This is a genomic window from Plantactinospora sp. A48 (genome assembly GCF_055793945.1).
Genome location: NZ_JBTIXF010000023.1, coordinates 76,980 through 95,644, shown reverse-complemented (window position 1 = coordinate 95,644; position 18,665 = coordinate 76,980). Strand labels below are relative to the sequence as shown.

General features: G+C 71.7%; 18 protein-coding genes. 10 read left to right on the top strand and 8 right to left on the bottom strand.

All coding sequences use genetic code 11. The features are described 5' to 3' along the window. Window positions 1–98: 98 nt before the first annotated feature. On the bottom strand, window positions 99–1,184 hold the full coding sequence (locus ACXN5W_RS14785; RefSeq protein WP_473158840.1) for a cellulose binding domain-containing protein: 1,086 nt from the start codon (window positions 1,182–1,184) through the stop codon (window positions 99–101). Window positions 1,185–1,713: 529 nt separating this feature from the next. Here ACXN5W_RS14785 and ACXN5W_RS14780 point away from each other — a divergent pair. From ACXN5W_RS14780 to ACXN5W_RS14770, 3 genes are all read left to right on the top strand, one after another. Further along, the gene (locus tag ACXN5W_RS14780; RefSeq protein ID WP_473158839.1) at window positions 1,714–2,850 is read left to right on the top strand and encodes a polysaccharide deacetylase family protein; all 1,137 of its coding nucleotides are present in this window, start codon (window positions 1,714–1,716) and stop codon (window positions 2,848–2,850) included. 116 nt (window positions 2,851–2,966) lie between these two features. Further along, the gene (locus tag ACXN5W_RS14775) at window positions 2,967–4,541 is read left to right on the top strand and encodes a cellulose binding domain-containing protein (protein ID WP_473158838.1); all 1,575 of its coding nucleotides are present in this window, start codon (window positions 2,967–2,969) and stop codon (window positions 4,539–4,541) included. Between the two features lie 114 nt (window positions 4,542–4,655). Next, complete coding sequence (locus tag ACXN5W_RS14770) at window positions 4,656–6,011, top strand: ricin-type beta-trefoil lectin domain protein (protein ID WP_473158837.1); 1,356 nt, start codon at window positions 4,656–4,658, stop codon at window positions 6,009–6,011. 38 nt (window positions 6,012–6,049) lie between these two features. Here the strand turns inward: ACXN5W_RS14770 and ACXN5W_RS14765 are convergent, their stop codons facing one another. Together ACXN5W_RS14765 and ACXN5W_RS14760 are read right to left on the bottom strand one after the other, a co-directional pair. Then, window positions 6,050–7,276: a sensor histidine kinase gene (locus tag ACXN5W_RS14765; protein WP_473158845.1), complete on the bottom strand. Its 1,227-nt coding sequence runs from the start codon at window positions 7,274–7,276 to the stop codon at window positions 6,050–6,052. A 65-nt stretch (window positions 7,277–7,341) separates the two neighbouring features. Beyond that, on the bottom strand, window positions 7,342–7,998 hold the full coding sequence (locus ACXN5W_RS14760; RefSeq protein ID WP_473158836.1) for a response regulator transcription factor: 657 nt from the start codon (window positions 7,996–7,998) through the stop codon (window positions 7,342–7,344). A 137-nt stretch (window positions 7,999–8,135) separates the two neighbouring features. Here ACXN5W_RS14760 and ACXN5W_RS14755 point away from each other — a divergent pair, with 137 nt between their 5' ends. Genes ACXN5W_RS14755 through ACXN5W_RS14740 form a run of 4 tightly spaced genes read left to right on the top strand, consistent with a single transcriptional unit; the run spans window position 8,136 to window position 11,681 of the window. Further along, a complete protein-coding gene (locus tag ACXN5W_RS14755) occupies window positions 8,136–8,681 on the top strand; it encodes a hypothetical protein (RefSeq protein WP_473158835.1) in 546 nt (181 codons plus the stop codon). Continuing rightward, a complete protein-coding gene (locus ACXN5W_RS14750) occupies window positions 8,678–9,787 on the top strand; it encodes an efflux RND transporter periplasmic adaptor subunit (RefSeq protein ID WP_473158834.1) in 1,110 nt (369 codons plus the stop codon). Before ACXN5W_RS14755 ends, ACXN5W_RS14750 begins: the two co-directional genes overlap by 4 nt. Further along, entirely contained in the window at window positions 9,784–10,479 is a 696-nt protein-coding gene (locus tag ACXN5W_RS14745; RefSeq protein ID WP_473158833.1) for an ABC transporter ATP-binding protein, read from the top strand. The genes ACXN5W_RS14750 and ACXN5W_RS14745 overlap by 4 nt, the downstream gene beginning before the upstream one ends. Further along, window positions 10,476–11,681, top strand: a complete 1,206-nt coding sequence (locus ACXN5W_RS14740) for an ABC transporter permease (protein ID WP_473158832.1) — start codon at window positions 10,476–10,478, stop codon at window positions 11,679–11,681. Before ACXN5W_RS14745 ends, ACXN5W_RS14740 begins: the two co-directional genes overlap by 4 nt. 70 nt (window positions 11,682–11,751) lie before the next feature. On the opposite strand, the gene ACXN5W_RS14735 is transcribed toward ACXN5W_RS14740, so the two are convergent. Next, entirely contained in the window at window positions 11,752–12,342 is a 591-nt protein-coding gene (locus ACXN5W_RS14735) for a TetR/AcrR family transcriptional regulator (protein WP_473158831.1), read from the bottom strand. A 131-nt stretch (window positions 12,343–12,473) separates the two neighbouring features. Here ACXN5W_RS14735 and ACXN5W_RS14730 point away from each other — a divergent pair, with 131 nt between their 5' ends. Then, entirely contained in the window at window positions 12,474–13,922 is a 1,449-nt protein-coding gene (locus tag ACXN5W_RS14730) for an MFS transporter (protein ID WP_473158830.1), read from the top strand. Between the two features lie 47 nt (window positions 13,923–13,969). On the opposite strand, the gene ACXN5W_RS14725 is transcribed toward ACXN5W_RS14730, so the two are convergent. Continuing rightward, window positions 13,970–14,365 carry a barstar family protein gene (locus tag ACXN5W_RS14725; protein ID WP_473158829.1) on the bottom strand — a complete coding sequence of 132 codons (396 nt, stop codon included), beginning with the start codon at window positions 14,363–14,365 and terminating at the stop codon, window positions 13,970–13,972. A gap of 102 nt (window positions 14,366–14,467) precedes the next feature. Next, window positions 14,468–14,839 carry a ribonuclease domain-containing protein gene (locus ACXN5W_RS14720; RefSeq protein WP_473158844.1) on the bottom strand — a complete coding sequence of 124 codons (372 nt, stop codon included), beginning with the start codon at window positions 14,837–14,839 and terminating at the stop codon, window positions 14,468–14,470. Window positions 14,840–15,066: 227 nt separating this feature from the next. Here ACXN5W_RS14720 and ACXN5W_RS14715 point away from each other — a divergent pair, with 227 nt between their 5' ends. Both ACXN5W_RS14715 and ACXN5W_RS14710 read left to right on the top strand, forming a co-directional pair. Beyond that, entirely contained in the window at window positions 15,067–15,462 is a 396-nt protein-coding gene (locus ACXN5W_RS14715; protein WP_473158843.1) for a YkvA family protein, read from the top strand. Window positions 15,463–15,491: 29 nt separating this feature from the next. Beyond that, window positions 15,492–16,223: a sulfite exporter TauE/SafE family protein gene (locus tag ACXN5W_RS14710; protein WP_473158828.1), complete on the top strand. Its 732-nt coding sequence runs from the start codon at window positions 15,492–15,494 to the stop codon at window positions 16,221–16,223. Window positions 16,224–16,290: 67 nt separating this feature from the next. On the opposite strand, the gene ACXN5W_RS14705 is transcribed toward ACXN5W_RS14710, so the two are convergent. Further along, entirely contained in the window at window positions 16,291–18,027 is a 1,737-nt protein-coding gene (locus ACXN5W_RS14705; RefSeq protein ID WP_473158827.1) for a glycoside hydrolase family 3 protein, read from the bottom strand. Between the two features lie 57 nt (window positions 18,028–18,084). Continuing rightward, window positions 18,085–18,576 (bottom strand): DUF3145 domain-containing protein, encoded by a 492-nt coding sequence (locus tag ACXN5W_RS14700; RefSeq protein ID WP_473158826.1) that lies wholly within the window; start codon window positions 18,574–18,576, stop codon window positions 18,085–18,087. Window positions 18,577–18,665 lie beyond the last annotated feature (89 nt).

The window sequence follows — 18,665 nt, the reverse complement described above, 5'->3', positions numbered from 1 at the left end:
TAACAAGCCACCCTCCGGCAGAAAAGCCGCCACCATTGCGGTCTTGCCAGCAGGAACCAGGAGTCACACCGATCGGATCGGGACCGCGAGGCGAACGCTCAGGCCGTGACCGTGACGTGGAGCTTCCACGAGATCTGCGGCGTCGGGCAGGGCATGGGCTGGTGCATGCAGGCGGCGTCGGTGACCGAGGACAGGTCGGTCTGTCCTGACGCCGTCGCCAGGTAGGTGGCCACCAGCGGCTGGCCGGTCGGGTAGCCGCCGACGACCTCACGCTGGGTGAGGACCCCGGTGGTGGCGACCTTGGGCGGCTGGTAGATGCTCTGCAGCTTGACCACCAGGGTGTCGCCGATGTGCAGCGCGACGGTCTTCAGGTTGTCGACGTCCGTGACGGTGACGGTCTGCCCGGTCGAGGGCGCCTCGACGACGTTGACGTGCAGCGTCCAGGTCTGCGAGGGCAGCGCGCACGGCGGCGAGGTGTGCCGGCAGGGGTAATCGGTGTAGCTGTTGAGTTCGGCCGAACCAACCCGGTCGGCGCGGTACACCGCGTTCAGGGGCTGGCCGGTCGGAAAGCCCCCGCTGGTCGACACCTTCGTCAGGGCCGGGCCGCTGACCGTGGGCGGGACGAAGTCGGCGCCGAGGGACACCCCGAGGGTCTGCCCGACGATCAGGGTGATCGTGCGCTGGTTGTCGGCCTGGGTGACGGTCACGTCGGTGCCGGGCGCCTGATCGGTGGGCGAGACCGAGGCGGTCGGCCCGGTGGCGTCATTGGTACAGCTCAGCGCGGGCGCGGGAGCGACGCCGGAGAGCTGCATGCCGAAGCTGGTCGATCCGCCCAGGGCGAGATGTCCGTTGTATCCGGCGTTGGTCGCGGTCACGGTCGAGCCCGTCGTGTTGACGACGGCGTTCCAGGCCGAGGTGATCCGCTGACCGCTGCCGAGCGTCCCGGTCACGCTCCACTGGGTCGCGGCGGTCGCCGAGGTGTTGGTGACCGTGACGTTGACGATCTCCCCCCCGGTCGCCCCGGAGCCCCACTGCGAGTCGATCCGGGCGGTGGCGTTGCAGCCACCAGCCAGGGTGGCCGTTCCACCACCGGCGAGCGCCGGCGTCATGGCCAGGACAGTGAGCAGACCCGTTCCGGCGACAACTCCACCCAGCGCCAGGGCGGACCGCCTGGATACCGTCATGTGCACGCACCCTTCCCCGACTCAGGGCGGGTTCGCCGGACATGGCTCGGCGTCGGGTGGCCAGCGAAGGCCAGACCGCCCGCCCGACTGAGCTGAACCCTAGAACCGCCGTACCCGCTCGTCAATACATGGACAGACGACAATTTCGAAGATCAATCGAGATTGACTGAGGTCGAAATACTCCGGCATAATCTCCCCGGAGCCGAGCTGAAGACCGACAGGACGGTGCGCCGGGAACCGGACGCGCGCCGGGCGGGCAGCGGGCAGTACCCGCCGAGCGGCACCCCCTGTCACCGGGCATCGACGAGGGCTGCCACCACCCTCGACCAGGAGCGGCCGCCGCCCTCAACCGGCCGGCTCGCCGCCCACCGACGACGCTGGACCGCCAACCCGCCCCCGAGTTGGTCATGAAGCAGCGAGATCCGCGATCTCCGGATCGCCGGTCGACCTGACGATCGACACGGCGGGTCAGTGCCGACGCCAACCCTCCACGCCGTCGCAGCAACACCCTTCCCGAGGGAGATCAGCAATGAAAACCTTCCCACCCGGACGAACCATCGCCGCCAGCGTCGCGGTCCTGCTGGCCGCGGCGGCGACCGCGCTGGCCGTCACCGCCGCCCCCTCGATGGCGGCCAGCTGTTCCGGGTACGTGGCACTGACCTTCGACGACGGGCCCACCGCCGGCAACACCACGACGCTGCTCAACACCCTCAAGTCCAACGGGGTACGGGCGACCCTGTTCAACATCGGCCAGAACGCCCAGAACAATCCGTCGCTGGTCCAGGCCGAGAAGGCCGCCGGGATGTGGATCGGAAACCACAGCTGGACCCACCCCCACCTGACCCAGATGAGCCAGTCGCAGGTCACGTCGGAGGTCTCGCAGACCCAACAGGTGCTCCAGCAGCTCACCGGACAGGCTCCGAAGCTGTTCCGACCCCCGTACGGGGAGACCAACTCGACGCTCAGGTCGGTGGAGGCGAGCTACGGCCTCACAGAGATCATCTGGGACGTGGACTCCCAGGACTGGAACAACGCCTCGACCGATCAGATCGTGCAGAACGCCAGCCGGCTCCAGCCCGGTGGGGTCATCCTGATGCACGACTGGCCGGCCAACACCATCGCCGCCATCCCGCGGATCGTCGCCAACCTCACCAGCCGGGGCCTGTGCGCCGGCATGATCTCGCCGACCACCGGCCGCGCGGTCGCCCCGGACGGCGGAACCCCGCCCACCAGCGCGCCGCCGACCACCCGGCCGCCGACCACGCCGCCGACCACGCAACCGCCGACCACGCCGCCCACCTCCCAGCCGCCGACCTCGCAACCGCCAACCTCGCAGCCGCCCACCTCGCAGCCGCCCACCTCGCAGCCGGGCGGTTGCACCGCCACCTATCACCTGATCAACCCCTGGAACGGTGGTTTCCAGGCCCAGGTCGACGTGACCAGCTCATCGGCCATCACCGGTTGGACGGTCCGGATGACGCTGTCCAGCGGGCAGAGCATCAGCAGCCTGTGGGGCGGCGTCAACACCGGCACCAGCGGCCCGGTGAGCGTGCGGAACGCCCCGTACAACGGCACCGTCGGCCCCGGCACAACCGTGGGCTTCGGATTCGTGGCGAACGGTAACAGCTCACCGGCCCCGACCGAGATCGCCTGCACCAGTTCGTGACCCGGATCCCCCGACCCGGCCGTCAGCCGATCCGTGGCGCGGATCGGCTGGCGGCCCGGTCACGGAACCGGACCCGCCCTTCCCATGAGCCCACCCATCGCCAGCTAGGAGCGCAGATGCGATCCGTTCGTCGCCGGTCCCACCTGGGAGTGTCCGTGGTCGCCACCGCCGCGGTCGCAACGGCCGCCACCGCCCTCACCACCGCCGGTTCCGCGCAGGCCGCCGCCGGTTGTCGGGTCAGTTACACGGTGGCCAGCCAATGGTCGGGGGGCTTCAGCGCGAGTGTGAACCTCACCAACCTCGGCGACCCGATCAGCAGCTGGCGACTGACCTGGTCCTTCGGCGCGGGCCAGACGGTCACGCAACTGTGGAACGGCACGGTCACCCAGGCCGGTTCCCGGGTCACGGTCAGCAGTGCCAGTTACAACGGCAACCTCGGCACCGGCGGCAGCGCCTCGTTCGGCTTCAACGGGTCGTGGAACAACTCCGCGAACCCCGTACCGACGGACTTCGCGCTGAACGGCGTGGCCTGCGGGGACGGCCCCACCGCACCACCCACCTCCGCGCCGCCCACCTCGGCGCCGCCCACGTCGGCACCGCCCACCTCGGCACCGCCCACCTCCGCGCCACCCACCTCGGCGCCGCCCACCTCGGCGCCGCCGGCGTCCGGCGTGCTGGACCAGGTGCGGACGGCGGGCCGGGTCAGGGCGACCGGCAACACGGTGCAGTACACCTGGCCGGGCGTCTACTTCGAGGGCCGGTTCCGCGGCACCGGAGTGGGCATCGTGCTGAACGACTCCCTCAACGACTACACCGTCCAGGTCGACGGGACGACCGTGGCCACCCTGGTGACACCGGGCCAGACCACCTACTGGGTCCGCAACCTCACCAACGCGGAACACACCGTACGACTGGCCAAGCGCACCGAGAGCCCCTGGGGCGCCGGGGAGTTCGGCGGGCTGGTCGCCGCCGCCGGCGGCGCCATCCTGGCCAAGCCCGCTGCGCGGAGCCGGCAGATCGAGTTCATCGGGGACTCCTGGACCGCCGGGTACGGCGACACGTCCACGACCCGCGACTGCAACAGCAACGGTGGGGTGACCCGTAACTCCAACGCCGACCTCAGCTTCGGGGCCCGCACCGCCCAGGGGCTCAACGCCGACTACCAGATCAACGCGTGGTCGGGAATGGGCATGGTCCGCAACTACAACGGCCAGGGCTCGGACAACTTCCGCACCTGGTACGAGACGGACCTGCAGGCGGTGTGGAACAGCACGACCTGGCAGAACCCGGGCACCTGGAAGCCGCAGGTGATCGTCGTCGGCCTGGGTTTCAACGACTTCTCCACGGCCCTGCACGCCGGTGAGAAGTGGGCGACCGTCGACGCCCTGGCCGCCGACTACCGGGCCGCCTATCTGGCCTTCCTCGACAAACTGCGCACCCGGTACGGCGCTGGCGCGTACCTCGTGCTGACCTACCCGGACATGAGTGGCACCCCGTTCGGTGACTCGGTCGAGCAGGTCGTGCGGACCCGCAACAGCCAGGGTGACACCCGGGTCCGATCGCTGCACTACGACAACACGGCGCTGGGTCTCGACCTGCTCGGCTGCGACTGGCACCCCTCCGCGCACGACCACCAGGCCATCGCGGGCGCGCTCACGCGGTTCATCGGGGGCCTCGGCCTGAACTGGTAACATTCACGTTAATAAATTAACGGTGTGCGCGCTCCGGTGCGTTCCACACCGGCGCCGCGTCCCCGTACCGGAAGGACCGCAATGCGGAAGAGACTGGCCTCCACCCTCCTGACAATGACCCTCGCGCTGCTGGGGTGCCTCGTCGCCCAGCCGGCCCACGCCGCGCCCGTCACCATCACCCCCGGCACGGTCTGGACCGACACGTCCGGCCGGGCCGTCCAGGCGCACGGCGAGGGGATCACGAAGGTCGGCGACACGTACTACTGGCTGGGTGAGGACAAGACCAACGGGTCGGCCTTCCAGAACGTCACCTGCTACTCCTCCACCGACCTCAGGAGCTGGACGTTCGTCGGGAACGTCCTGACCCGCCAGGCCAGCGGTGACCTGGGGCCCAACCGGATCGTGGAACGCCCGCACGTGATCTACAACAGCGCCACGTCCACGTACGTGATGTACATGCACATCGACAACTCCAGCTATTCGGAGCGCCGGGCCGGGGTGGCCACCAGTGGCAGCATCTGCGGCAGCTACACGTACCGGGGCAGTTTCAAGCCGCTGGGACACGACAGCCTGGACGACACCCTGTTCCTCGACGGCAGCACCGGCTACTTCATCAGCGAGGACCGGACGAACGCCAAGTTGCAGATCTACCAGCTGTCGCCGGACTTCCTCAGCGTCACGGCGCTGGTGAAGACGCTCAACCAGTACGAGAGCCCGGCCATGGTCAAGATCGGCGGCACCTACTACCTGTTCGGCTCGCACCTGACCGGCTGGTCGACCAACGACAACCAGTACGCGACCGCCACCTCGATCACCGGCACCTGGAGCAGCTGGCGCAGTTTCGCCCCCGGGGGAACCAACACCTGCAACTCGCAGACCACGATGATCCTGCCGGTGGCCGGCAGCAGCACGACGAGCTACCTCTTCCTGGGTGACCGTTGGAACTCCGGCAACCTCTCCGACTCCCGGTACGTCTGGGAGCCGTTGACCATCAGCGGCACCAACGTGTCGATGACCTGCCAGTCGAGCTGGACCGTCGACACCGCGACCGGCGCGGTCGGCACCGGTGGCAACGACGGCGGCGGCACCTCGATCATCCGGGGTGCGGGTTCGAACCGGTGCCTGGATGTCCCGAACTCGTCCACCAGCAGCGGGACGAAGGTCGACATCTACGACTGCACCGGTGGCAACAACCAGTCCTGGACGCTCACGTCCGCCCGGGAACTGCGGGTGTACGGCAACAAGTGCCTCGACGTGATCGGCGCGGCCACCGCCGCCGGGACCAGGGTCGAGATCTGGGACTGCCATGGCGGCACCAACCAGCAGTGGAACATCAACGCCAACGGCACCATCACCGGGGTCGGCTCCGGGCTCTGCCTCGACGTGGTGAACGGGGCGACGGCCAACGGCACCCAGATCGAGATCTGGACCTGCAACGGCGGTTCCAACCAGCAGTGGGTGCGCGCCTAGAAGCACCCTTCCTGCCCGACCCCCTGCCGGGGCCGGTCTCAGCGGGTCGCCGGCCGGAGGGCCGGCGACCCGGCCGAGACGCCCGGCACGGGCTCCGCGGGGAGGAGCACGGTGACCACCAGGCCGCCGCCGGGCCGAGGCTGGGCGGACACGTCCCCGCCGTGCGCCCGGGCCACCGAACGCACGATGGACAGCCCCAGGCCCGCGCCCGCCGCGCCGGCGAGCCGGTCGGTGGACAGCCGGTGGAACGGTTCGAACAGCGCCGGCACCTCGTACGGCGGCACGTCGGGTCCGGTGTTGGTGACGGTGAGTTCCACCCGGCCGTCACCACGGTCGCGGCTGGCGACCCGGACCCAGCGGACGTCACCGGCGTTGTGCCTTATGCCGTTCTCGACCAGATTGTGTACCACCCGTTCCAGCAGCAACGGGTCGCCGACGGTCGGCGCCTCCTCGGCCTCGGCCCGCAGCAGGACCGCCGCCTCGCCGGCCTGGGCGGTGGCCTGGGCGACCACGTGGTTGACGATGTCGGCCAGGTCGACCGGGCGACGGTTGACGATCTCGTTCTCCGAGCTGGCCAGCAGGAGCAGCCCGTTGATCAACCGCTCGTGCCGCAGGTTGATCTCCAACAGGGTCTCGCCGAGCTGGTGTACGTCCGGCGAGGCCGACTTGCGGTGCATGGCCACCTCGACCAGCGAGCGCCCCAGCGTGAGCGGGGTACGCAGCTCGTGCGAGGCGTTCGCGACGAACCGGCGCTGCCCGTCGAAGGACCGGTCCAGCCGCTCCACCATCGTGTCGAAGGCGTCCGCCAGGTCCTTGACCTCGTCGTGCGGTCCCGGCAGCGCGATGCGTTCGTGCAGCCCCCGCTCGGCGGCCGGGGCGTCGGCGATCCGGCGGGCGGTGTCGGTGACCCGGTGCAGCGGCGCCAGCACCCGACCGGCCACCAGCCAGCCGAAACCGGCGGCGACGCCGCCGACCAGCAGCAGCGCCACGCCACCCTGGGTGAGCAGCGAGGTGAGTGCGGCTCGGTGCAGTCGGGCCTGCTGATCCAGCAGCCACCGCTCGGCCTCGGCCCCGGAGAGCACATCACCCTTACCGGTCATCACGTACATCTCGCTCGACCCGCCGGCCTCTCCCGGCAGCGGAACGCCGGCCCCCTCGACGCCGATCTGGGTCCGCGACATCACCTTCGGCCCCCCGCTGGTGAGCTGTTGACTGACCAGCGCGTACGTCACGCCCAGCAGAACGACACCGGCGGCGAAGAACATCCCGGCGTAGATCACGGTCAGTCGGGTCCGCAGGGTCAGTCGGCGCGGCCCGAAACGATTCACTCTCACCGGATCCGGTACCCCACTCCCGCGACGGTCTCCACGACGGGCGGGTCGCCCAGCTTGCGTCGCAGTTTGAGGATGGTCAGCCGGACCGCCCCGGTCATCGGGTCGGCATGCTCGTCCCACGCCTTCTCCAACAGGTACTCGGCGGAGACCACGGCACCGTCGGCCCGCAGCAACTCGGTCAGCACCGCGAACTCCTTGCGGGACAACGGCACGTACTGCCCGTCCCGGAAGACCTCGTGCCGAGCCGGGCTGAGCGCGATGCCCGCGCGGCGCAGCACCGGGGGGTCGGCCGGGCGGCAGCGCCGGCCCAGCGAGTGGACCCGGGCGGCGAGTTCGGCGAAGGCGAACGGCTTGCCCAGGTAGTCGTCCGCGCCGAGACCCAGCCCGTCCACCCGGTCGGCGATGCCCGCCGCCGCCGTGAGCATCAGCACCCGCGCCGTGCCCCCGGAGGCCATCAGCTCCCGGCAGACGTCGTCGCCGTGTACGAGCGGAATGTCCCGATCCAGGATCACCACGTCGTAGTTGTGGACGGTCAGCCGCTCCAGCGCCGCCGCCCCGTCGTGGACGGTGTCCACCGCGTGCGACTCGTCCCGTAACCACTCCGCGATGGCGCCGGCCAGCAGCGGCTCGTCCTCCACCACCAGTAACCGCATGCGCCCAATCATGACGCGCGGCCGCGTTTCCTCGGTGTTAGCCCGCCAGCCCGGGAAACGCCCAGGAAACGGAGCCGGGCGTTGCATCGGCACGCAGACCGCCGGAAGGCCCGGCGGAGTCGAGGAGTGATGTGGCGATGCGATGGCATGGCGGTACCGGACTGGCCGCCCTGGCCGTGGTGCTGGCGGTCGGCGGATGCGCGAGGGGCGGCACCGGGGACCGGGAGGTGGCCTCGGCCAACGGCGGGCGGTCCACCGCGCCCAGTGCCTCGGCCTCGGCCTCGGTGGACCCGCACGAGTTGGGGCTGAAGTTCGCGCAGTGCATGCGGGAGCACGGGATCGACATGGAGGACCCGCAGGACGGCAACATCTCGCTCAAGATCCGCAAGGGTCAGGAGCAGGCCCTGGACCGGGCCCAGGAGGCGTGCCGGAAGTACTCACCCGCGGCGAACGGCGCCAAGCCGGACCCGCGGATGGCGGAGCAGGCCCGGAAGTTCGCGCAGTGCATGCGCGAGCACGGGGTCGAGGACTTCCCCGACCCGGGGGACAAGGGGGAGATCAGGATCGACTCGCGGCAGGGCGAGGACCCGGACTTCAAGAAGGCGCAGGAGGCGTGCCAGGACATCATGGGCGCCAAGGGCGGCCCACTGACCCACGATGATGGCCCGGGGGCGCCCCGATGAACCCGGTGGACCCCACCCAGGACGGGCCGGCGCACCGCCGGCGCCGGGGACGCCGCCGGACCGCCCTGGTCACCCTGGCGGTCCTCGCCGCGGGTGGCGGCGTCAGCGCCGCGGTCGTGGGCACCGGCCGCGAGGGGCGGGCCGGCGACGGCGGTACCCCGGTCCTGCCGCCGACGACCGGCACGGTCACCCGGCAGACCCTCCGGGACACCCAGACCGAGTCCGGCGAGCTGGGCTACGGCGACACCACCTCGGTGGTCAGCCGGACCCCGGGCACGGTGACCTGGGTGCCCGCGACCGACGCCCGGATCGGCCGGGGCAGGACGCTGTTCCGGGTGGACAACCGACCGGTCGTGCTCATGTACGGCAGGCTGCCCGCGTACCGGCGGCTCTCGCCGGGTGTCGAGGGCCCCGACGTCAAGCAGTTGGAGCAGAACCTCAAGGCGCTGGGGTACGACGGCTTCACCGTGGACGACGAGTACAGCAGTTCCACCGCCGAGGCGGTACGGGAGTGGCAGGACGACCTCGGACTGCCCGAAACGGGCGCGGTCGAGCTGGGCCGGGTGGTGTTCGCGCCGGAAGCCATCCGGGTCGACGGCCGGTCCCTCGGCGTCGGTGATCCGGTGTCCCCGGGTGCGAAGGTGCTGACCTACACCGGTACCGCCAAGGCGGTCACCGTGGACCTGGACACCGACGACCAGCGGCTGGCCAGGCGCGGCGCGACCGTCGAGGTCGCGTTGCCGACCGACAAGACCGTCCGCGGCCGGATCACCGAGGTCGCCACCGTGATCCAGCCCAGTGAGCAGCCGGACGGCGAGGACGAGACGAAGATCGAGGTGGTCGTCCGGATCGACGATCAGCGGGCCACGGCGGCTCTCACGATCGCCACGGTGGACGTGACGTTCACCGCGTCCGAACGCCGGAACGTGCTGACCGTCCCGGTGGCGGCGCTCGTGGCGCTCAGCGAGGGCGGTTTCGGCGTCGAGATCGTCCAGGATGGCAGTTCGCGCTACGTACCGGTGGAAACCGGCCTGTTCGCGGACGGCCGGGTCGAGATCTCCGGCGACGGCGTCGCCGAGGGCGACCAGGTGGGGTTGCCGGCATGATCGCCCTGACGGATGTCCGCAAGGAGTACCCGGGCGGGGTGGTCGCGCTGGACGGCGTGACGATGGAGATCGGCACCGGCGAGTTGGTGGCGATCGTCGGCCCGTCCGGCTCCGGCAAGTCGACGATGCTGCACGTGCTCGGCACGCTCGACCGGCCGACCTCGGGCACGGTACGGATAGCCGGCCACGACACCGGTCGGTTGTCCGACGCGCAACTGTCGGCCCTGCGGGCGGGTCGGATCGGCTTCGTCTTCCAGCAGTTCCACCTGTCGCTGGTGGTTTCCGCCCTGGAGAACGTCGCCGACGGCCTGCTGTACTGCGGCCACCGCCCCGCCGAACGCCGCCGCCGGGCCGCCGCCGCCCTGGAACGGGTCGGCCTCGGCCACCGCCTGCACCACCGGCCGAACGAGCTGTCCGGCGGTGAACGCCAGCGGGTGGCGTTGGCCCGGGCCGTGGTCGGCGAGCCGCCGCTGCTGCTCGCCGACGAACCGACCGGTTCGCTGGACTCGGCCGCCGGCGCCGGGGTGATGGAACTGCTGCTCGACCTGCACGCCGCCGGCACGACGGTCGTGCTCATCACGCACGACCGGGAGATCGCCGAACGGCTTCCCCGCCGGGTGCAGATGCGCGACGGCCGGGTGGTGGACGACTCGGCGATGCCCGCGCTCGCCGGCGAGGGGGTGGCCGGGTGACCGCCGCCACGCTCCGGCCGGCCCGGATGTGGCCCGGTGACCTGCTCCGGGTCGGTGCGGCCGGGCTGCGGACCCGACCGCTGCGGGCGACCCTGTCCGCTCTCGGCATCGCCATCGGCATCGCCGCGATGCTGGCGGTGGTGGGCATCTCCGCCTCGTCCCGCGCCGACCTGGACCGTGCCCTCGACGCGCTGGGCACGAACCTGCTGACCGTGTCCCCCGGCAAGACCATGTTCGGCGGGGACGCGCAGCTGCCCACCGAGTCCGAGGCGATGGTGTCCAGGATCGGTCCGGTCACCTCGGTCGCGGCGATCGGCCGGGTCAAGGACACGAGGGTGTACCGCACCAGCCGGATCCCGCAGGCCCAGTCCGGTGGGATCAGCGCCCTGGCGGCCCGGATCCCGCTGCTGGCCACGGTCGGCGCCCGGGTACGCAGCGGCGCCTGGTTGAACGACGCCACCGCCCGGTATCCGGCCGTGGTGCTCGGCGCGACCGCCGCCACCCGGCTCGGCATCGGGCACGCCGGTCCGGACGTCCGGGTACTCGTCGGCGGCGTCTACTTCACGGTGGTCGGGATCCTGGAACCGGTCGCGCTCGCCGGGGAACTGGACTCCGCCGCGTTGGTCGGCTGGCCGGCCGCCGAGTCCACGCTGCACTTCGACGGGCACGCCACGACCATCTACACCCGGTCGCTGGACGCGCAGGTCGAGGCGGTACGCGAAGTGCTGGGCGCCACCGCGAACCCGGAGGCGCCCAACGAGGTGGACGTGTCCCGCCCGTCCGACGCGCTCGCCGCCAGGCGGGCCGCGGGCGAGGCGTTCACCGGGCTGCTGCTCGGGCTCGGTGCCGTGGCCCTGCTGGTGGGTGGCGTCGGAGTGGCCAACACGATGGTCATCTCGGTGCTGGAGCGGCGCGCGGAGATCGGGTTGCGCCGTTCCCTCGGTGCCACCCGCGGGCAGATCCGCACGCAGTTCATCGCCGAGTCGTTGCTGCTCTCGGCGTTGGGCGGGCTGGGGGGCGCGGTGCTCGGCGGCGCGGTCACCGCCGGATACTCGATATACCAGGGTTGGCCCGCCGTGCTACCCCCGTGGGCGCTGCTCGGCGGGGTGGGCGCCACCCTGGTGATCGGCGGCCTGGCCGGCCTCTATCCGGCACTGCGGGCCGCCCGGCTGACCCCGACCGAGGCCCTGGCCACGACGTAGCCGGGACGGACGCCCGCCGGCGTCGGCGCGAGCCACCGGGGCTCGGGCCGGCGCCTGGCGGGCGGACCGGTCACCGGGCCGATGCGCTCGGGTCCGGTTCAGGCCGCGACCGGAGGCCGTCGAGCATGATGTCGAGCAGCCGGTCGGCGCTCTCCGGGGCGGACTCGCAGGCCAGGCCGACCCCGTGGACCAGCCGCAGCACCGTCGTGGCGTCCACGTCGGCGCGGACCTCGCCGGCCTCCTGCGCCCGGCCCAGCAGCCCGCCCAACGCGCCCCGCATGGTGTCCTTGCACCAGGCCAGGGTTTCGGAGTCGGTGGCCAGGATGGCCTTGACCGCCACGCCCAGTCCACGCTTCGTCCGGATGTAGTCGAGCTGGTGCCGGAGCCAGGCATCGAGCGCCGCCCAGGGAGGCAGCCGGTCCGCCAGTTCCGCGGCCTGCTCGGCCAGTGCCTGGACATCGCCGCGGTAGACGGCGACCATCAGGTCGTCCCGGCTGGGAAAATGCCGGTAGAGCGTGCCGGGGCCGACGGCCGCCCGCCGGGCGATGTCGTCCAGGTGTGCCTCGGCGCCGTGCTCGGTGAACGCTTCCCGGGCCGCGTTCACCAGGCGTTCGTAGTTCCGGCGCGCGTCGGCTCGCATCGGACGGTCGTGCGGTGGCACGACACCACCTCCCCTTGATCCGGAGACGCTCTCCGATTAGCCTTGCAAACCGGAGGGCATCTCCATATGCTAGCCGGAGTGACAACCGGAGACAATCTCCGGTTCCTGTTCTCGATCTCCAGGAGTATCCCTTGTCGGAACAGACCCTGCTCCACCCCGGCACCGTCACGAGCGCCGAACCACCCGCCACCCGCCATCGGCTGGCGCTGGCCATCATCGTGACCTGCCAGCTCATGCTCATCCTGGACGCGACGGTGATGAACGTCGCGCTGCCCCGCATCGCGGCCGACCTGCGGTTCTCCAGCACCGGACTGGCCTGGGTGATGAACTCCTACACGCTGGCCTTCGGCGGACTGCTGCTCCTGGGTGGCCGGGCCGGCGACCTGCTCGGCCGACGCCGGCTGTTCGTCGCCGGGATAGCGCTGTTCACCGTCGCCTCGCTGGCCGGCGGCTTCGCCACCTCGGCCGGTTGGCTGCTGGCCGCGCGCGTCCTGCAGGGCGTCGGGGCCGCGGCGGCCGGGCCGAACACCATCGCGTTGATCACTACGACGTTCACCGCGCCGCGAGAACGGCTGCGGGCGCTGAGCCTGCTGTCCGGCGTGGCCAGCGCCGGGTTCGCGATCGGCCTGATCGTCGGCGGCCTGCTCACCGAGCTCGTCTCCTGGCGGTGGGTGCTGTTCATCAACGTGCCGTTCGGGCTCGCGGCCGTCCTGCTGGCCCCGCGGTTCGTCGCCGAACCCGCCCGGCACCCGTCCCGGCTCGACCTGCCGGGCGCGTTGACCGCCAGCACCGGCGTCGCGGCACTGGTGTACTCCTTCATCACCGCGGCCGGCTCCGGCTGGTCCACCGGGCGGGCGCAGCTCACCCTGGGCGCCGGCATCATCCTGCTGGCCACCTTCGTGTTCATCGAGACCCGGACCCGGCAACCGCTGATGCCGCTGCGGCTGTTCGCCGACCGCAACCGCGCGGCCGGCTATCTCAACTTCTTCCTCGGCCCGGCCGCGATGATGTCGATGTTCTTCTTCCTCACCCAGTTCCTCCAGGAACTGCGCGGGTCCAGCGCGCTGGCCACCGGCTTCGCCTTTCTGCCGCTGGCCGTCGGCATGTTCGCGATGACCCGGCTGGTGCCCCGGCTGCTGCCGCGGTTCGGGCCGAAGCCACTCGCGCTGACCGGTGCGGCCCTGATGGTCACCGGCCTGGCCTGGTTGACCCAGTTGCACAGCGACAGCGGGTACCTCGGCACGCTGCTCGGTCCCATGATCCTCATGGGCGTCGGTGGCGGGTTGGGCTTCGTACCGCTGACCCCGGTCATCATGGCCACCGTTGCGCCCCGGGACCTGGGCGCGGCCGGCGGCGTGCTCCAGACCATGCAACAACTGGGCGGGACCCTCGGCATGGCGCTGCTGGTGACGGTGTTCGGCGCCGTACTCCGGGCGGACCCGGGAACGCCCGGCCCGGACGGTGCGCGGCAGGCGCTCGTCCACGGTATGACCTCGGCGTTCGGCGTCTCGGTGCTGATCGCCGCGCTCACCTTCCTGGTGGCGCTCACCTTCCGCCCGCAGCCGAAACCCGTCGGCTGACCGGCGCTCCCGTCGGCCGATGGCGACCGGGCGGCGTACCCGGAGAGTCAACCGAGCGACGCGCGGACCCGGCGCCGCAGGTCGGCCACCTCGCCCGGCGGGACGTGCAGTACGACCACCGGGCCCGGCGTCCGCGCGGGCCCGGTGGTCGCCTCGGCGAGTACGGCCAGCAGGACCGCGAGCTGGCCGGGCGGCTCGTCGGCGAGGAGCTGCCCGGCGTCGGTGACCGAGATCGGGCGGTCGACCGTCATGGTCACCTGCCGGAGGCTGTCGGCGAAGGCGTCCCAGTTCTGCCCGAAGTATCCGGGAAACCGCAGCGCGCGCGACCACTCGGCGAACAGCCCGGTCCGGGTACGGCAGGCCGCGCCGTCGATCACCGTCGCGTTCGTCGGCGCGGTGGCGCTCACCGCCAACCAGGCTGGCGGATCATCCCGATCGGGCATTTCGCGTCCCTTCGGAGTCGGGCCGGTCGCGCCGATCGGCCCGGCCCGGCCGGTGGGTTCGGTGGGTCGGGCACGGTCAGCAACGCGCCCGACCCACCCGCGTCAGAGTCGGTAGAAGTCGGTGTAGTGGTTCGGGCTGAACCAGGTCGCGCCGGTGCTCCGGTTCACCACGATCCGGTAGGCGTCCCGGGCGGCGCCGTAGGAGCGCGGGTAGACGTCGTACTCGTTGTACGTCGCCCCGCTCGGCAACTGTCCCTCGTAGTTGTAGAACTGCCCACCGGTGTAGTTGTAGAGACCACCACTCCAGGAGTACCAGCCCTTGGTGGTGGGGAAGCCCTTGGCCGCCCATCCGGAACGGGCCGCCCGGGCGTCGGCGCAGCGGCTGAGGGTGCACGAGCTGTAGACGGCGGCCGACGCGGTGTCGGTGTGCGTCGGTGCGACCACGGCCGGTCCGAGGAGCGCCGTGGCGATCATCGCCACCAACAGCAGCAGCCGGGACGTCCGGACGGCGGCGGGTCGGGTTGCGGAGACGGTCAAAAGGACCTCCAGAGCCGGTACGGAAGGACCGGTCCGCCTGGCCCGGCGGACCGATCTCAGTGTGCCGGTCGGTCGATCCCGGACAGAAGACACAGTGGCGAAAAGAATCGACAACTGCGGATTAAGAATGCCCGTTGCGAAGGTGCCATGCTGTGCGGGTGGGCATTCGTGACTGGCTCGTCGGCCTGGCCGTCGCGATCGTGCTCCTGCTCGCCTCGTGGGCGCTGCTGATCCTGCTGGCCCGCCGGCTGCCCCCCGGGATCCTGCGCGACCTGGCCGCCTTCATCCCCGACTGCGTCACCACGGCCCGTCGGCTCCGCAACGACCCTCGGGTTCCGCGGCGGGCGAAGATCGCCGTGCTGATCGCCGGCCTCTGGGTCGCCAGCCCGATCGACCTCATCCCCGAGTTCCTGCCCGTCATCGGTCCCCTCGACGACATCGTCGTGGTCGCGCTCGCCCTGCGCTACGCCAGTCGGCAGGTCCCCCGGGACGTCATCCTGGCGGCCTGGCCGGGCCAGCCCCGCCTGATCGAACGGCTGCTCGGCAGGCCGCCGACCTGACCGGCGGCCTCCGGTGGCAGGCTGGCCCGGTGATCACGCACGACCTGCTGATCCTGGCCGCCGCGTCCGCCGCCGCGCTGGTCCTGGCCGTACTGTCCGCGGTCGCCGGATTCGGCGGCGGGGTGCTGCTGCTGCCGGTGTTCACCGCCCTGTTCGGGCTGCGTGTCGCGGTGCCGGTACTGACCCTCGCCCAGTTGTCCAGCAACGCCTCCCGGGTCTGGCTCAACCGCCACCACCTGCGCTGGTCGCTGATCGGCTGGTTCGCCACCGGCGCCATCCCGCTGGCCGTCGTCGGTGGACTGCTGCTGGCGCAGGCCCCGCTCGGCCCGCTCAAGCGCCTGCTCGGCGTGTTCCTCATCGCCGTGGTGATCTGGCGGCGCCGCCACCCACATCCGCGCAAGCCGGACGACCGGACCTTCACCGCGGTCGGTGCCGCCTCCGGACTCGGCTCCGCCCTGCTCGGCTCGACCGGCCCGCTGACCGCCCCGTTCTTCCTCGCCTACGGTCTCACCCGCGCCGCCTACATCGGCACCGAGGCCGCCGCCGCCCTCACCATGCACCTCAGCAAGATCGCCGCCTACGGTGCCGGCGAACTGCTCACCCGTACCGTTCTGCTGTACGGTGCCGCCCTCACCCCGGCGACCCTCATCGGCGCGTGGATCGGCAGGAAACTCGTCGGGCGCATCAGTGACCGCGTGTTCGTCCTCCTGGTGGAGCTCGGACTGCTCGCCGCTGGCGCACTGTTCCTCGCCGGCCGATGATCAGGCCGCTGTTCAACCGCGATCCGGCGGCCACGCCGCCGATCCCGCCGGGGCGACCCGCCCGGGGTCAGCCGCAGGAGGTGGCGGGCAGGCCGGACACCGGCACCGGGGACCGACCGGCGGGCCGTGCCCTGCCGGCCAGCACGTCCGCCAGCCCGGCCATCGACGCCTGACTGGAGGAGTACGTCGCGATCAGGCGCTTCGAGTCGGCCTTCGCCAGCAGGTACGGCGTGTCCATGGCCACCGTCACCGCCGCGCCCGCGCGCAGGTCGCCGGTTCCGTCGCCGTACCCGACCAGGTGTACGACCGCGCCGCCCGAGTCGACCACCTTGACCCCGGCGGCCCGTAGTGCATCCACCAGCAACCGGCGGGTGCTCTCCCGGCCGTTGGCCGCGGTGACCCGGACCGGCCCGGCGAGCGGTCCGCAGTCGCCGCGCACCTGGGTGACGGCGGCCGTGGCCAGGCGACGGGCCGCGGCCTGGTGCTCGGCCGTGGCCAGTGTCGACATGGCCGGCGGGGTCCGGCCGGCGAGCCGGAACCTGAGCGTGAGCACCCGGGTGGCCGCGTCCACCAGCCGCTCCCGGGGCAGGCTGCCGTCCCGCAGCGCGGCCAGGATCCCGCCGTACGCGGCGCCGATGTCCGGCGGCATCAGCAGCAGGTCGTTACCGGCCTTGAGCGCCCGTACCGCCGCCTCGCCGGCCGGCCACTTCTCGGCGGGCGCCATGTTCATCCCGTCGGTCACCACCACGCCGGTGAAACCGAGCTGACCCTTCAGCACCTCGGTGACCACCTTGTGCGAGAAGGTGGCCGGGGTGCCCGGGTCGATGGCCCGCGCGTCGAGGTGCGCGGACATCACCAGATCGGCGCCGGCCGCGATACCGGCCTGGAACGGCACGAAGTCGACCGTGTCGAGCGCCCTGCGGTCCTGGGTGAGGACCGGCAGGTTCGAGTGGGAGTCGGCGGAGGTGCCGCCGTGTCCCGGGAAGTGTTTGAGGCTCGCCGCCACCCCCGCGCCCTGCAAACCGCGTACGGCGGCGCTGACCTGGGCCGCCGTGACCTTCGGGTCGGCGCCGTAGGACCGGGACCCGATCACCGAACTGCGCGCGCGCAGCACGTCGGCGTCCGGGGCGAAGTCGACGTTGACGCCGAGCGCCGCCAGTTCCTGGCCGGCCGCCGCCCACGCCCGCTCGGTCAGCCCGGGGTCGGCCGCCGCGCCGGCCGCCATGGCGCTGGGCAGGATCGTCACCCCGCTCTTGATCCGGGTCACCACGCCGTACTCCTGGTCGGTGCCGATCAGCAGCGGCGCCTTCCCGGCCGGGAGCTTCCCGGCGGCCTCCTGGAGGCCGCCGGTGAGGTCCCGGACCTGGGCCGGGCGGTCGACGTTCGTGGTTGCCTGGTTCGCGCCGGTCGGGTCGTCGGCGGAGAACCCGACCAGGATCAACCCGCCGAGCCGGTACCTGGCGATCATCTCCGCCGGGGTGTCCACGCCACCCAGCTTGCGGTTTCCGGCGGCCGAGCCGGCCGAGACCCGGGTCGCGGAGTCACCGTAGGCGTACGGCATCAGCACCTGGCCGGCGAGATCCTCGTCACCGAGCGACCCGACCAGTTCGCGGGCCCGGGCCGCCGGGTCGGCGCCGGACGCCCCGGCGCTCGGGCCGGCTGTCGAACCGGCGGAACTCGCGGTGGCCGCCGGAGTCGGGGTGGATCGGACCGCCTCGTGACCACACCCGGCCAGGCCGAGGGCGGTCGTGAGGACGGCTACGGCGGCGAGAGACCGGCGCTGCGGAAACGACACGTGGTCCATTCCAGCAGGCGGCCCGGGATCGGGGCAACTTGACCTTTCCGCCCACCGGGCCCGGGGTCAACCCACCCGGGTGAGGAGCGTCACGGGAGCGCCGTCGCCGGCGTACCGGTACGGCTCCAGCTCCGCGTCCCACGCCGTGCCGAGCGCCTTGTCCAGCGCGTGCGCCAGCGCCTCCGGGGCACGCGCGCTCGCCATGATCGACCGGAGCCGGTCCTCGCCGAGCTGGATGTCACCGGCGGCACCCATCGCCGAGCGGTGCAGTCCACGCCCCGGTACGTACATGAAACGCTCGCCGTCCAGGCCGGGACTGGGTTCCTCGGTGACCTCGAAACGGATCATGGGCCACTGCCGGAGGGCAGCAGCCAGCTCCGCGCCGGTCCCCGGGCGGCCGGACCACCCGCACTCGGCCCGGCGAGCGCCGGCATCGGCCGGTTGCTCGCTCCAGTGCAGGTTGACCGGCGCGGTGAGGACGCGCGCGATCGCCCACTCGACGTGCGGGCACACGGCGAGCGGGGTCGAGTGGACGTATACGACGCCACGCGTTGGCACGGTGACCTCCCGGGTGAGCGAGGTGCGTCTTCCCCTACGACCTCGATCACTTGGTGGACACTGAGTCACATGATGACTGTTGTTGTCGG